Genomic DNA, 13229 nt, shown 5'->3' with positions numbered 1-13229 from the left:
CATCTTAGCATAGTTTGTAATCAGATGATGGTTAATTAGGGATGTTAACCAAATCTTTACAGGGTCAAACATTGAAGTTGGCGTGAATCAGCTCAGTCAAAATCTTGATACCCTGTTCGAAACGCGCACTCGATTCGTAAGAGAAACTCAGGCGAATGTATTGATTAGGCTGGAAGTCATAGATGCTACCAGGATTGAATAACACGTTATGGGCAGTCGCCAGATCAAAGAGCTTGGGAATGTTGATGCTGTCTGCCAAGCGTACCCATAAATAAAAACCGCCAGTCGGAGCTTGCCACGTGGCAAAGTCGCCCCAGTAATGGCGCAAAATATCTTGCGCGGTGGCGGCTTTCTGGGCTAAAACGGCTCGAAAATTGGCCTGATAAGTGTCGTATTCGGGGTCCGCAAGAATCTCAGCTAAGACCAACTGTGACAATGAACTTGCCCCGTAATCCGTTTGCATCCGAACGTCCGTCAGTCGATCGATGACCGGTTGGGCTGCCACCGTCCAACCGATGCGCAGTCCGGGTGCCAGTGACTTTGAGATGCTGCCAAAATAAATCACATTGCCAGTCGTATCAAGTGCTTTCAACGGCTGTGGCGGTTGCTGTTCGAACCAAACGTCTTGATAGGCGGCATCTTCTAAGATTGGCAAACGGTGTTCCTGAGCGGTTTGCAGGACTTGTTGGCGGCGCTCAGCACTCATCACGATGCCAGTTGGATTATTGAACGTCGGAATGGTGTAGAGAATGGCGTGCTGCCCGGGTGCGGGAGCGGCCATTTGCCAATAGGCCAGACCCTGATTATCCATCGGAATGCCTGCCAAGTGCGTGTGGGCGGACTGAAATACATGCAAGGATTTGACGTAGGTTGGCGCTTCGGTATAAATTGTCGCGTCCCTTGGAAATAGTGACATTGAAACGAGTTGTAGCGCTTGCAATGAACCGGATGTAATCAGAATATTTTCGGGTTGGGTCTTAATGCCGACCGTTTGTAAGTGGCGCGCGATTTGTTCCCGTAACGCTAAGATACCGGCTGGTTCGGTGTAATTGAGACTGGTGAGTCGCTCGCCCAGATGTGCGAAGGCCCGCTGAAAGAGTGGCCGCGGGAATTGTTCCGGTGCGGGTTCGCCGGTGCTCAAACGGATGACGGCGTCGGTCTCAAACTGGTTGATTTTTTGCAAGGCGTGGGAGTTGGGCTTGAATTGCCCGGCTTTGACGTATTGGGACCAGTTGACATGTTCGGCAAGGAGGCTGGACCAGTGATTCCCAGAAACGACCATGCCCGAGCCCGGATTGCTGGTAATCAGTCCGACTGCCATCAGCTCGTCCAGCGCGGTAATCAGGGTACTACGGTTGACACCAAACTGTTCCGCGAGTTTGCGTTGTGCGGGCAGTTTGGATCCGACTGCCCAGTTTCCGGTCGAGATTTGTTTCTGAAAATAATCAGTGATTTGTTGGTAAATTGGTGTGGTAGCTTGCTTATCTGGCTGCCAGTTAAGCGTTAATACGGCCATAGACGGACCTCCTGTGTGTTCAAAAATAGCAGCTGAACCTATCCCTCAGAAACAAGTGCTAGTGGTTGGGCTAAAAAGCTCAAATTGGTTGGCTACAAATGAGATTATCTCTATTATAATCATCCCTGAATTAAAAGCCAGTCTAGTTTGGTCACTCAACTAATCATTAATTGGTTGGGATGATGACAGGATTGGCTGGTAACAGGGGGTAACTATGCAAGTCTTTTTACAAGGATTATTATTCGGTATCGTTTATATTGCACCAATTGGGATGCAAAATCTATTTGTGGTCTCAACGGCCATCGAGCAACCACTACAGCGGGCCTTGCGCGTTGCATTGATTGTCATTGCGTTTGATACATCTCTGTCACTCGCATGCTTTTATGGCATCGGTAAGTTATTACAAACAACACCGTGGCTGGAATTAGCTGTGTTATTCGTCGGCAGTTTACTGGTCTTTTACATTGGTTGGCAATTGTTGCGGCAACCAGAAGCGGCGATGGACACACTCGATAGTGATTTTTCTTATAAAGCGGCGATTTTGACGGCGTTTTCAGTGGCGTGGCTAAATCCACAAGCCTTAATCGATGGGTCAGTATTACTCGCGGCCTTTCGGGTGTCGATTCCTGCAGCGCTGACGCATTTTTTCATTGCAGGCGTAATTATCGCGTCCGTTATTTGGTTTATCGGCCTCACGAGTTTGATCAGTAAATTCAAGCACCTGATGCGGCCACGCGTCTTATTGTGGATCAACCGTGTCTGTGGGCTGATTATTATTTTATACGGGATTAAACTACTCGCGAACTTCGTGACTAAAATATAGTTGCGGTTCGCTCAGACAATCGGTATGCTAGTCGTATTGGACTTTTAATGAGAGGGACGATACGCATGAAAATTGCTGGTTTTGGGGTGGAAGCCTGGCTGAACGCACACGAGCGTGAAGCGACCACCGATATTAGTCAAAGCTCGATTGCGGCCTTAACGATGGCTGAAATTGCCGCTTTGGACGACCAACAAGCACCACAGGAGTTTTACCAGGAGCTGGGGGCAGCGCGCCTGGATTATGGCTGGATCGAGGGTTCACCGGAATTCAAACAACTCGTCAGTACCTTATATGAACACGTCCCCGCGGACAACGTGTTACAAACTAACGGGGCAACTGGCGCCAACCATTTGGCCATTTACAGTCTGATTGAACCCGGCGACCACGTGATTGCGTTATATCCGAGCTACCAACAGCTATATGATATTCCCAAGTCGTTGGGTGCGACTGTTGATTATTGGCATATTCATGAATCAGCGGACTGGTTGCCAGATATTGAAGAATTGCAGCGCTTGATTCGACCTAATACCAAAATGATTTTGCTCAACAATGCGATCAATCCGACGGGGAGTTTATTGGACCGTGCACTCTTGGAACAAGTTGTAGCGGTTGCTCAATCGGTTGGCGCATACGTGTTAGCGGATGAGGTGTATGAACCGCTGGATGCGACGCCGTTTGTCTCCATCGCCGATTTGTATGACCGTGGTATCGCGGTCAATAGTCTGTCAAAGACTTATTCGGTACCTGGCATTCGCATCGGGTGGACCGCAACGCCTAGTCAGGAAGTGGCCGATATTTTTCGCAAGTACCGCGACTATACCATGATTTCAGGCGGCGTCATCAATGACCAGCTGGCGGTCCGAATCTTGCGTCATCGCGATAAGGTGCGCGCCCGCAATCAGGAACTAGTCGCACGGAACCTCAAAATCCTGACGAACTGGGTCGCTGATGAACCCCGGGTCGACTTGATTGCGCCACATAGTATTTCAGTTTCGTGTATCAAGCTCAACATTCCAATTGATGACGAGACTTTTTGTCGTGAGTTGTTAAAAGATACCGGCGTTTTATTAGTACCTGGCTCACGTTTTGATATTCCCGGTCATGCCCGTTTGGGATATTGCACGGATACCACGACTTTGGAGCGGGGATTAGCCTTATTAGGGGATTATTTACGGCGATTCGATTAGGCCTGTTTTTTCGACTGGGCGTCTGGCGTAATTTACTGACGTCGGCAGGTCGGATGTACGAATAAATTTCAAGGCCGTATTTTTAGTGGTAATTGCCGGTCTAGTTCAACAGCTGCTGACTAGCGAAAATTCATAAATATACAATAACAAGCAAGCACATTTTCTGGTTAAACGTGGAAAATGTGCTTTTTGGCGTCACACGCGTAGTTTACAGCCTGAATATTTGGTATAATGTATTCACTAATACGATTTAGGGAGGTTCCGCGAGATGAAAAAGTCTGAGCGTCAAGCAGTTATTGCGCAACTAATTACTGAATATCCAATTGCCACCCAGGAAGAATTGATGGCCAAGCTCAAGGCGGAGGGTATCGCTGCCACGCAAGCGACGATTTCGCGGGATATCCGGGAGATGCAAATCGTCAAGACCCCGGATGAGCACGGCCAGACGCGCTATGCGATTTTTAAGGCAAACAATAAAAATGAACAAGACCGCTTGTTTGAAACCTTACATGACGTGGTGACGAGCATTGATCGGGTCGAATTTATGAATATTATTCATACGCTGCCTAGCAATGGGAACTTGCTGGCAGCCATCATCGATGATTTAAATCTACCCGAAGTGAGCGGGACGCTAGCCGGTCATGATACGATTTTTGTCGTCAGTCCGAATACAACGGTTGCCAAGCAACTCTACGATTCATTTGCCAGTCACGTATCCAATGAGGACTAGTGGTGGACTAATTGGTTGCATCGATTAGCCGTTCACGCTATCATGTTAACATTGAAGAGGTGGGAAAGATGAAATATACCAAGAAACGGACGCCTCGAAAAAATCAAAAACAACGCGATGCGACATTTGATAAATTCAAACAACAACAGAATGAATTGAATGCCAATCGACGTGGCGTTCGGCGCAAATAGGCACACATCAATCATAACAGTTGAGCTTTCAGGAGAATCTTAATGATTTTTTTGAAGGCTTTTTTCTTACTTACCTAATCACTAGTTGAGTGTGACGTTCACCTAAATCTCTGATATATTATTCGACATTAAAGATAGCTAAAACGTGCCAAGTCATAAGTTCAAAGGCAACCAGCTGAGACCCGCTGGAAACAGTGCGAGTTACCCGTAAACATGCAGTGATAGGTTCGTCCTAAGCCGGCTTCCAGGCATTCTGGGCAATGGCCGGAGCGTGGTGGGCACAGATTTAAGCCGACAGCCCACGTCTTAAATACTGGCCTTTCGTGTTCTATGCAATATAGCCGAAACGTGTTCGGGTCAGACTGGGACTTCCGGTTAGCTACGCCAGAACGCCAAGCGGAAGTTCGCCGCTTAACGCTTTAGCTAGGCTAATCCTCAGTCCCAACCCGTCTGAACCTCACACTCTAAAAGCACTTGGCCTTGCCCAGAACACCTTCCAGCCTGGGATGGTATTCGAAAGGCGGACATGTGCGGACCCAACCTTTTGTATGATTAGTCGTTGGTTCCATTGTACACGGTCATCTTGATATTTAAGTGTCAGACAGTTTGCTAACAATCGCTAAACTTTCTTACCCATGTTTTAATGCTTCGGATACACGGCTTCATTGAACTTGTCAGGACTTTTGCTAGTCGTCTGAGATAACAAAGTCTTTAACTTTAATGCGGCAGCATTTTTATCGACTAATTTGTGGCAGTGAGATGAGTAACTAATATTCAGGCAATCGTCTCAATAATTAAACGCTATAAGTCTTGCCGGATACTATAAGCCTTTATCGATACCAACTAAAAGTTTGCCTGAAGGACCAGTCATCTCATAATCAGTGGTCAATTGCGCCAAGATAGGTGGCCGTTCATCCGCCATTCGAGCGGCTTCCCGACCGGAGGGGCTGGCTGACAATGCTCAAGGGCGAAATTCTTCTTGTCCGGGTGGTCTTCCCGGGCTAGAAGAAGACTCGTATTTGAAATTGCGCAGTGGATTTCTGCGTGAGTTCAAATCGATGTCCGCCCTGTTCCAGCGTTGTCAGCCAGCCCCGGAGGTCGGACTAAGACGCCCACCGGCTGACTAACAAGAATCTAAACTGGCACGTTTTAGCCATGAATGGTCCTTAACCAATGACAAAAATTAACATTATTGAAGATTTTTTCAAGGTTCGTGCGAATTCTAGCCGGTTGAAGGATTTATGATACAATTGTAAAAGCTAACAAGTAACGTGAGTGGTCGTGACAGGGCCATTCGCTGAACAAGGGGAAGATTATGCAAAATAATGGTTTTTGGGCCACGATCAAAGACGGCTTGCGAGTCATTGGCCACTGGTTGGCACCATATTGGCGGCGGTTTGCTGCTGTGGTAGGCTATCAGTGGCATCGCCGCCAAGTGACACGGTGGTTGATCGTACTCGTTTTGTCGGTCATCTTAGTTGGGAGTGCCTACTTAACTTATGAAGCAAAAACAGCCAAAGTTGGCAATTTGCAAGCCGAGTTAGAAAAGACAACGGTCATTTATGATCAGGACAACAAGAAGGCCGGGTCGCTGTATTCGCAAAAGGGGACCTACGTCCATTTGAGTAGTATTTCGAAGAACTTGCAAAATGCGGTGATTTCGACAGAAGACCGGAACTTTTATAAGGAACATGGTTTCTCAATTAAAGGGATTGGCCGTGCGTTTGTCTTGTATGCCATGAATAAGATTTTGGGCCGCGACTACATCAGTGGTGGTGGGAGTACCTTGACGCAACAATTGGTCAAGAATGCCTACCTAACGCAACAGCAGACCTTTTCACGGAAGTTCCGTGAAATCTTCTTAGCGATTGAGACTGAAAATGTCTATTCTAAGAAGCAAATTTTAACGATGTATCTGAATAACGCTTACTTTGGCCACGGGGTCTGGGGCGCTGAAGACGCATCGGAACGTTACTTTGGCGTGCACGCCTCTGAATTGTCGGTCGACCAAGCTGCAACGCTGGCCGGGATGCTGAGTTCGCCAAGCGGCTATGACCCAATCAGTCATCCGAAGGCGTCAACGGCGCGGCAAAACGTGGTTCTGAATAATATGGTCGAGAATGGCAAATTGACCAAATCAGAATATAACGTCTATTCGAAAAAGACGATGGCATTGACCAATAATTATCATTATGAAAGTGGCTATAATTATCCGTATTACTTCGATGCAGTCATCGATGAAGCCATTAATAAGTATGGGTTGTCGGAATCGGACATTATGAATCGGGGTTATAAGATTTATACGTCATTGAATCAAGATGACCAGACTCAGATGCAGGATTCGTTTAAGAACTCGGCCTTGTTCCCGGCGAATGCGGACGATGGGACTAAGGTCCAAGGTGCTTCGATTGCGGTCGATCCCTCCACTGGTGGGGTTCTTGCAGTCGTTGGTGGTCGCGGTAAGCACGTCTTCCGTGGCTTCAACCGGGCAACGCAAATTAAACGGCAACCGGGTTCGACAATCAAACCGCTCGCGGTATATACGCCGGCATTACAAAATGGCTACACTTATGATTCGAAACTTTCTAATAAGAAGCAGACGTTTGGTGCTAACAAATACGCGCCGAAGAACTATGACAATGTTTATAGTAAGTCGGTGCCGATGTACACGGCGCTTGCTCAAAGTATGAATATTCCGGCGGTCTGGCTCTTGAATAAGATTGGGGTCAATAAGGGTTACCAGTCCGTCAAGAAGTTCGGGTTACCCGTTACGAAATCTGATGATAACTTGGCGCTGGCCCTCGGTGGTTTGACGACCGGGGTCTCACCAGAACAGATGGCGAGTGCCTACACGGCGTTTGCAAATAATGGGAAGAAGACCACCGCCCATTTTATTACCAAAATTGTTGACGCCAGCGGTAATGTGATTGTCGATAATACGAAGACTAAGACCAAACGGCTGATGTCCGCCAGTGTCGCCAAAGAGATGACGAGTATGATGCTCGGCACCTACAATAGCGGGACCGGGGCGACCGCTAAGCCATACGGGTATTCAGTGGCTGGTAAGACTGGGAGTACCCAGGCCGATTATAGCACCGGTTCCGGAACTAAAGACCAGTGGATGATCGCCTATACGCCCGATATTGTCATGACCACTTGGATTGGGTTTGATACGACCAACAGTACCCATTATCTGAAGAGCTTGTCCGAAAACCAGCTGTCATCGTTAGTGAAGAATGAATTGCAAAACATTCTGCCGAATACGGCTAATACCAGTTTTGGAACCAAAGACGCGGCCACCTTGGCAACTGAAAATGATAATAATGATTCAGACAGTTCTGACAGTGGTTCTTCTGTTTGGGAAAACGTCGAGAAGGGCGCCAACGCTGTCAAGAATAAGGCGAAGGACTGGTTCTCGAAGGCCAAGAGCTTACTCGGTAACTAGTAAAGTCAACGACCGAATAGACTAATGCTATTCAAGCTCGGTCAAAAATGCTAAAATAATGACGACACATACTTTGAGGAGGAACTCACGATGGCCGTAAACATTTACGATACTGCGAACCAATTAGAACAAGAATTACGTCAAACGAAGGAATTTAAGGAATTAAAGGTCGCTTATGAGATAATGAAGACCAACGACAGCGCCTTTTCACTGTTCAAGGATTTCCAAGAAATTCAGATGCAACTGTCACAAAAGCAAATGAACGGCGAAGAATTAACGGATGAAGAAGTCCAAAAAGCCCATGAGCTAGCTGACAAAGTTGGTAACGTTGACGAAATTAAGTCCTTAATGGGTAAAGAACGTAACTTGAACCAATTGATGAATGATTTGAACCAAATCATCACCAAGCCCGTTCAAGATTTATACCAGAACTAAGTAAATTAAGGGTCGAGGGGCAATGACGGAATCAATTTCGTGATTGCCCCTTTTTCGTGGAGGGAATAATGAAATTTTTACACGCGGCAGATTTACATTTAGATACCCCGTTTCAAGGATTAAGCGGGGTCACGCCCGCATTACAGGAGCGGTTGGTCACAGCACCGTTGCGCGCCTTGACGCACTTAGTTGATTTAGCCATTGCCGAAAAGGTCGACTTTGTGTTGTTGGTCGGAGACTTATTTGATCAACAAGGCCAGAGTGTGCAGGTCCAAGCAGCGCTGATGACGGCTTTAGAACGACTTAACGACGCACAGATTCCGGTCCTGCTTTCCTTTGGGAACCATGATTTTCAGACGGACTTGTCACGCTGGCATTTTCCAGCTAACGTGCACGTCTTTGATGCAACGGTTACCACGGTGACTCTGACGACGCGGGCTCAAGAACGGGTCGCGGTCAGCGGCTTTAGCTATTCACAGCGCTGGGTAACGACCGACGTCAGCGCCGACTACCCGACTAAGGACGCCACCGTTGATTACCAGATTGGGACCTTGCATGGTCAAACCGGGACGGCGGGGGACCATTATGCGCCATTTAACGTCACGGAATTACTGTCAAAACACTACGATTACTGGGCACTTGGACACATTCATCAACGTCAAACGCTGAATCAGCAGCCCCCAATCGTGTATTCGGGGAATTTGCAAGGCCGCCATCGCGGTGAGACCGGGCCCAAGGGGTGTTTGATCGTGACGAGTCAGGCGGATGGACAGCTGCAACCCAGCTTTCATGCGCTTACTAAGATTGAATGGATGGATTGGACACCGACGTTGGATGCCAAGACACCGCTTAGTCGGGCCGCACTGCAGCAACAATTGACCGATCAACTGATGGCGGCGATGACGACTGGTTTAAAACTCGTGACGATTGTGCTACCAGCGACACTTCAATTGAATGCACAAGCTGAATTGGCTTTGAATCAAGGTGCTTTATTGGCCCAACTCCAATCGCATGCCGGTGAACATTGGTGGCCAGTGGGGATTACCCAACAAGCAGCACCAGCCGTCGCGCCATTGTTTGGTATCAACGCGACGACTTGGCAACGGGTTGGCCAGGATGTCGTCACTGACGAGCAGGTCGCCACACTCGCTGGCAAGTTATTAGACGAAGATTTCTTGAATACGGCGTTATTAGAGTCCACGACGCCTGCTGATTGGCAACAACGGGTCGCGCGACTACTGAACGACCAATATCACTTAACGACGGGAGGAACGGATGATGCAGATTAAACGGCTCGATATTGCCGGTTTCGGCAAGTTCCAACAACGTCAATTTACCTTTGGCGACGGTCTGCAAGTGATTTATGGCTTGAATGAGAGTGGTAAGTCCACCTTACGCGCGTTTATTTTGGGGATGTTATTCGGTTTTCCATCACGACGGCATCCGCTGGAACGCTACGAACCCCAGGGTACGAGCCAATATGGCGGTTCGATTGACCTGCTTGTTGATGGCACGACTTATCGCCTGACGCGGTTGGGTGAACAGCCAGCTACTTTGACGAATTTAACGACCCAGGCCCCCCAACCGCTGGCGCTGCTAGAGAAGTGGTTGGCACCCTATGACCGTGACCAATACTTACGATTATTTACTTTTAATCAAGCTGAATTGACGGCACTTAAGACGTTGCGCGCCAGTGATTTGAACGTGCAACTCCAACAAGTTGGGCTGGTGGGTAGTGCGCCCTGGCGTGAAACGGCGGCAACCTTGCGTGCGGATGCAGAAGCGTTATACAAGCCACGGGGCCGTAAACCTGAACTCAATCAGGCTTTGCAGCGCTACCACCTATTAAACGAGCAGGTGAACACGGCTAAACAACGTTATCCCGAATATGAGGGCTTACAAAATCAATTAGCCGCGTTGCAAACGCAACAGGCGCAGGTCAACCGCCAATTATCAGACCTTGAACATCAGCAACAGCAACTGGCTAATTTACGTAATCAATGGCCGGTATATCAGCAATTAACCGCATTACAAACGAGTCAGCCGACCACCACCCTTGATGCGGCGACGGTGGCAACTTATCGCAAACTGAGCCAGCAACGGACTGACTTACAACACACCTTAGCGAGTGCGCGGCAACAGTTGAGCCAACAACCTGTCGATACGCAATCACAGGGATTAGTCGGATTCTACGTGCAACATCAAGCGCAGTTTGATCAACTTTCAGCGCAATTGCCGACCCTGCAACAGGCAGTTGGCCAGTATCAGGCACTCACGCAACAGGCGGCGACAGCCAAAGCCGATTTTCAAGCACAAAGCAATGCTCATCCCGAGCTGCTCGGGTGTTTGTCACCTCACAAGCAGGCGGCGATTGCGACGCTGAAGGCCACGCTGGCGGCCACGGCGAATACGCGAACGCAACGGACACCAAGTCCTTCGACGTCATCGCTTGACTGGCGCTTGATTGCCGGGGGCGTCGCGGTCGTTGCCGGCATCGGGTTGCCGCTGGGTGGCTTCAAATGGGTCCTCATGCTGATTGGGGTCGGCCTACTGGGCTGGTTCGGACTAGAGCACGCTTCATCTGCAGCACAAACTTCTGGGCAAACGGCGGCAGACCAATTGTCCGAGCAGTTGGTAGCGGCTGGATTGGCACCTGATTTAACGGCCAGTGATGCTTTGCAACAGCTGGACTTAGTGGGGTCACTGCAACGTGCACAGGCCGCCGTTACGAATGCTGACCAAGCCTTGGCAGCGCAGGCCACCAAGTTGTGGCATGATATTCAGGCGTATCAATTTGCGCGGGACTGGTTACCAGTTGACGAACAGCACCTGGTTGAAAGTGTCACGCGAATCGCGGATTTTTACGACCACGTGCACCAGGTGATGCAGCAACAAACCATGGCGGGGCCTGATTTTGCCTTTGCCCAACGACAAGTTCAGCAGCTGACGACTCAGGTGCGGGCAGTGACTGAACAATTGCAACAATTGGCGACGAATCATGGTTTAGCGGATATCGACGCGTTAACGCAAGCGGTTGCTGACCAAGAGACGCAGGCGGCTAATGCAACCAGTGCTCAGCAGTTGGCCCAACAGTTGTCTGCGGCCGAACTGGCAGCGTTGCAACAATATGCAAGTTTGGACGACTTGCAAGCCGCTATTCTCAAATTGCGGCAGCAACGGTCCCAAATCGATCAACAACAGACTCAATTAGCAGCCGATATTGTGACCGCCCAGACTCAGCTGCAGCATTTGACGGAAGATGGTCGCTACGCAACTTTGCGGCAACAACAAGCCAACCTACAGACCGAGATTACGGTGATGGCCCGTCAATGGTTGACGCGGCAACTGGGAGCCAACTGGATCGACGCCTCATTAGAAGCGTTGACGCAGCAACAATTACCGACCGTTTTAGCTGCAGCGACCACCATTTTCGCGCAACTCACGGCACAGCGGTATAATAAGATTGACTTAGAGGGTGATGAAATGGTCGTCAAAACCAGTGACACGTCCTTCATGGTTGCTGCGTTGTCAACGGCCACTAAGGAACAGCTATATTTGGCGCTACGACTGGCTTTGATTAACCATCTCGCAGAACAAGCTCAATTGCCGCTGATGATTGATGACGGCTTCGTTAATTTCGATGATCAGCGCAAACGGGCGGCTTGGCAGACCTTGGCCACCGTCGCGCGCCAGCATCAAGTGTTATACTTTACTAATGAGACGGCGGCTTTAACACAGCTGCCAACCGCGACCGTGCAGCAGCTAATCTAAGGGGGACAATATGGCAAAAAAATTATTTGACTATCAATTGGATGAAACAGTGGACGGCTATTTTTTGCTCAAAGATTCGGAAGTACGCATTGCCAAGAATGGTAAAAAGTTTTTAGCCATTAATTTCCAAGATACCTCGGGTGAAATTTCCGGAAAATTCTGGGATGCCAGTGATACCGACGTTGAGAATTTTCAAGCGGGACGGATCGTGCACCTCAAAGGGAAACGCGAAAACTACCAGGGTAATCCACAAATCAAAATTCAGCAGATGCGGCTGACCCATGCCGGCGAACCGCAAGAAGTGCAACAATTCGTCGAACATGCGCCAATCAAAACGGACACGATGGCGGATGAAATCAATCAATTCGTCTTTGGCATCACCGAGCCCAATTGGAATCGAATCGTGCGGCACATGTTGACTGAATTTCACGATAAATTCTTTAGTTATCCGGCAGCCAAGAAGAACCACCACGCCTTTGCTGGTGGCTTGGCGTACCATACGCTTTCGATTTTGAAGCTGGCGAAGGCCGTTGCCGACCAGTATCCACACGTTAACCGGGCTTTGCTATACGCGGGTGCGATTCTGCATGACATGGGTAAAACGATTGAAATGTCAGGCCCTGTTTCGACGACCTATACGCTGGCCGGTAACTTAGTTGGGCACATCGTGTTGATTGATGAACAAATCGTTGAGACGTGCCAGCAACTTAAAATTGATGAGCAATCAGAATCCGTACTGGTCTTACGCCACACGATTTTGGCCCATCACGGGTTATTGGAATACGGCTCACCCGTACGACCGCATATTATGGAAGCTGAAATCCTCCACGACTTAGACGAATTAGACGCCTCAATTCAAATGATGCAAACGTCCATTGGCCACGCTGAACCGGGAACGTATACGGAGCGCATTTTCGCGATGGATGGCCGTAATTTTTACCGACCAACTGGCGACAAGACTAAGGGCGATTTGTCGGAAGATAATGACTGATTTTAACGGTGACTAATTGCTAGCCAGGGCGCTCTTTACACCTCGTTAAGATGGCGCCTGTCGCTTGATATTGATTGCAAACTAGCATAAAACGGCTTCTCGGATTTGTTTAAAAATCTGGGAAGCCGCTTTTTTTGTGG

The 13229-nt window shown here is 48.8% G+C and carries 10 protein-coding genes; 9 read left to right on the top strand and 1 reads right to left on the bottom strand.

The window, feature by feature from the left end:
- Positions 1–64 precede the first annotated feature (64 nt).
- On the bottom strand, positions 65–1516 hold the full coding sequence (locus KGF70_RS09345; protein ID WP_216768078.1) for a PLP-dependent aminotransferase family protein: 1452 nt from the start codon (positions 1514–1516) through the stop codon (positions 65–67).
- Between the two features lie 214 nt (positions 1517–1730).
- Between KGF70_RS09345 and KGF70_RS09340 the strand changes: the two genes are divergently transcribed.
- From KGF70_RS09340 to KGF70_RS09305, 9 genes are all read left to right on the top strand, one after another.
- Positions 1731–2339 (top strand): LysE/ArgO family amino acid transporter, encoded by a 609-nt coding sequence (locus KGF70_RS09340; RefSeq protein WP_050340006.1) that lies wholly within the window; start codon positions 1731–1733, stop codon positions 2337–2339.
- A 65-nt stretch (positions 2340–2404) separates the two neighbouring features.
- A complete protein-coding gene (locus KGF70_RS09335; RefSeq protein ID WP_120768329.1) occupies positions 2405–3526 on the top strand; it encodes an aminotransferase in 1122 nt (373 codons plus the stop codon).
- A 268-nt stretch (positions 3527–3794) separates the two neighbouring features.
- Complete coding sequence (gene argR, locus KGF70_RS09330) at positions 3795–4256, top strand: arginine repressor (RefSeq protein WP_050340008.1); 462 nt, start codon at positions 3795–3797, stop codon at positions 4254–4256.
- A 68-nt stretch (positions 4257–4324) separates the two neighbouring features.
- On the top strand, positions 4325–4447 hold the full coding sequence (locus KGF70_RS17610) for a hypothetical protein (RefSeq protein ID WP_003638431.1): 123 nt from the start codon (positions 4325–4327) through the stop codon (positions 4445–4447).
- Positions 4448–5762: 1315 nt separating this feature from the next.
- Positions 5763–7892 (top strand): PBP1A family penicillin-binding protein, encoded by a 2130-nt coding sequence (locus KGF70_RS09325; RefSeq protein WP_216768079.1) that lies wholly within the window; start codon positions 5763–5765, stop codon positions 7890–7892.
- A gap of 90 nt (positions 7893–7982) precedes the next feature.
- The gene (locus KGF70_RS09320) at positions 7983–8327 is read left to right on the top strand and encodes a YlbF family regulator (RefSeq protein WP_216768080.1); all 345 of its coding nucleotides are present in this window, start codon (positions 7983–7985) and stop codon (positions 8325–8327) included.
- Positions 8328–8395: 68 nt separating this feature from the next.
- The gene (locus tag KGF70_RS09315) at positions 8396–9616 is read left to right on the top strand and encodes a DNA repair exonuclease (protein WP_216768081.1); all 1221 of its coding nucleotides are present in this window, start codon (positions 8396–8398) and stop codon (positions 9614–9616) included.
- Positions 9603–12098, top strand: coding sequence for an AAA family ATPase (locus KGF70_RS09310; protein WP_216768082.1), 2496 nt, complete (start codon positions 9603–9605; stop codon positions 12096–12098). Before KGF70_RS09315 ends, KGF70_RS09310 begins: the two co-directional genes overlap by 14 nt.
- A 10-nt stretch (positions 12099–12108) precedes the next feature.
- On the top strand, positions 12109–13089 hold the full coding sequence (locus KGF70_RS09305) for a 3'-5' exoribonuclease YhaM family protein (protein WP_021336329.1): 981 nt from the start codon (positions 12109–12111) through the stop codon (positions 13087–13089).
- The last annotated feature ends 140 nt before the right edge of the window (positions 13090–13229 follow it).

It is taken from the genome of Lactiplantibacillus sp. 7.2.4 (genome assembly GCF_018991185.1).
Lineage (GTDB): Bacteria > Bacillota > Bacilli > Lactobacillales > Lactobacillaceae > Lactiplantibacillus > Lactiplantibacillus pentosus.
Note: the sequence above shows the minus strand (reverse complement) of the source record. Positions and strands in the feature narration are given on the sequence as shown.

What these genes read in the sequence shown, in the direction of transcription:
- KGF70_RS09345 (WP_216768078.1), bottom strand. Translation starts at nt 1,516, where the DNA reads ATGGCCGTATTAACGCTTAACTGGCAGCCAGATAAGCAAGCTACCACA.
- KGF70_RS09340 (WP_050340006.1), top strand. Translation starts at nt 1,731, where the DNA reads ATGCAAGTCTTTTTACAAGGATTATTATTCGGTATCGTTTATATTGCA.
- KGF70_RS09335 (WP_120768329.1), top strand. Translation starts at nt 2,405, where the DNA reads ATGAAAATTGCTGGTTTTGGGGTGGAAGCCTGGCTGAACGCACACGAG.
- KGF70_RS09320 (WP_216768080.1), top strand. Translation starts at nt 7,983, where the DNA reads ATGGCCGTAAACATTTACGATACTGCGAACCAATTAGAACAAGAATTA.
- argR (WP_050340008.1), top strand. Translation starts at nt 3,795, where the DNA reads ATGAAAAAGTCTGAGCGTCAAGCAGTTATTGCGCAACTAATTACTGAA.
- KGF70_RS09310 (WP_216768082.1), top strand. Translation starts at nt 9,603, where the DNA reads ATGATGCAGATTAAACGGCTCGATATTGCCGGTTTCGGCAAGTTCCAA.
- KGF70_RS17610 (WP_003638431.1), top strand. Translation starts at nt 4,325, where the DNA reads ATGAAATATACCAAGAAACGGACGCCTCGAAAAAATCAAAAACAACGC.
- KGF70_RS09325 (WP_216768079.1), top strand. Translation starts at nt 5,763, where the DNA reads ATGCAAAATAATGGTTTTTGGGCCACGATCAAAGACGGCTTGCGAGTC.
- KGF70_RS09305 (WP_021336329.1), top strand. Translation starts at nt 12,109, where the DNA reads ATGGCAAAAAAATTATTTGACTATCAATTGGATGAAACAGTGGACGGC.
- KGF70_RS09315 (WP_216768081.1), top strand. Translation starts at nt 8,396, where the DNA reads ATGAAATTTTTACACGCGGCAGATTTACATTTAGATACCCCGTTTCAA.